General features: G+C 45.2%; 2 pseudogenes. Both read left to right on the top strand.

From position 1 onward, the window contains the following. Nucleotides 1–612, top strand: a pseudogene (locus ACFIK3_RS09435) (PBSX family phage terminase large subunit); the annotation flags it as partial. Then, nucleotides 597–1,356 (top strand): annotated as a pseudogene (locus ACFIK3_RS09430) (portal protein); the annotation flags it as partial. The pseudogenes ACFIK3_RS09435 and ACFIK3_RS09430, both read left to right, overlap by 16 nt. Between the last annotated feature and the right edge of the window lie 212 nt (nt 1,357–1,568).

The raw sequence follows: 1,568 nt of genomic DNA, 5'->3' as shown, positions 1-1,568 counted from the left end.
CAGGAGGGGCGGATAGGGCGCGTTGCTCGTGATCCTTTAATGCAAATACGCGCCTTTTGGGATATTGGGGGCACGGGTGCTAAGGCAGATGCCACGGCGATATGGATAGCACAGTTTGTGGGGCGAGAAATTAGAGTGCTTAATTATTACGAAGCACAGGGACAACCGCTATCAGAGCATGTAGGCTGGTTGCGTCAAAACGGTTATGAGAAGGCGTTGATGGTGTTACCCCATGATGGTGCGACCAGAGACCGTGTGCACAATGTGAGTTTTGAGAGTGCTTTAAATGATGCGGGTTTTGAAACGCAAGTTGTTCCTAATCAGGGAGCAGGGGCGGTTAAGATGCGTATAGAGGCGGTGCGGCGTATTTTACCTTCAGTTTGGTTCAATGAAGAGACGACCGTAGCAGGGCGCAAAGCACTGAACTGGTATCACGAGAAATGGGATGAGAAGCGCAATATTGGCTTGGGAGCAGAGCATGATTGGTCCAGTCATGGGGCAGATGCCTTTGGATTGATGTGCGTGGCTTATGAAGAACCTCCGACGATACAAAAGCGACCAGCTTATAGCGGCAGAACGGAATATGAGAGTACCTCATGGATGGCAGAATGATGTATGATGAAGAGCATTTAGATAAAGAAAGTAACGCATCAGATTTGTCGACAGAAGGCTTATTTCGCAAGCTTGTGAGTTGGTACAAAGAAGATGTGGAGCATGTGAATAAATGGCGTGAACATGCACGGGAGGATTTTCGTTTTTACAATGGTGATCAGTGGAATGAGGCTGATTTAGCGGCGTTAAAAGAGCAACGCCGCCCCGTTATGACCTTTAATCGTATTGCTCCGCTTGTGAATGCCGTTGTGGGGTCAGAACGTAACAATAAGCGAGAAGTGCAGTTTATTCCCCGTCAAGTAGGCAAGGCATTGCCTAGTGAATTGCTTACCGGTGCGGCAGAATGGTTTCGGGACATGGCGCATGCAGAATATGCTGATAGTGATGCTTTCCAAGATGCGGTTATCTGCGGCATGGGGTGGACTGATACCCGCCTTGATTATGAAAATAGCTTTGATGGTGAACCGGTCATTACGCGTTTAGACCCGTTAAAGATGGTTTGGGATAGCGCGGCAGTGCAACCGAATTTAACCGATGCACAACGCATGTGGTATGTAGATCGCAAGCCCTTGGAAGTAGCTAAGCAGATGTTTCCCAAAGCTCATTGGACAGAGCTGAGTGCAGATTGGGCAAGGGATGGGGTTGCTTATGAGGGCATTCATCATAATGATCTTGAAGCTTATAATGATGAGAAGGGCATTGATGTTGAAAACGGTCGTCGGATGGTCACGCTTGTTGAAGGACATTATAAACAAAAATACAATAAAGTCAATAGTTTGTTTGTAATTATTTTATATGAATCCACTCAAGAATCCACACTTTTATACGTGATTCATTTGACTATTTTTTATATAAGATTGCCATGCATGAATAGATCCAAAAAAGCTAATCATAAAGAAGTTTAAGAAGAAAAAACAACTTCAAAATGTCCTTCAAGCGTTTTAACTTCTTTCGGA

Source organism: Bartonella sp. CB10SXKL (assembly GCF_042195515.1).
Lineage (GTDB): Bacteria > Pseudomonadota > Alphaproteobacteria > Rhizobiales > Rhizobiaceae > Bartonella.
Note: the sequence above shows the minus strand (reverse complement) of the source record. Positions and strands in the feature narration are given on the sequence as shown.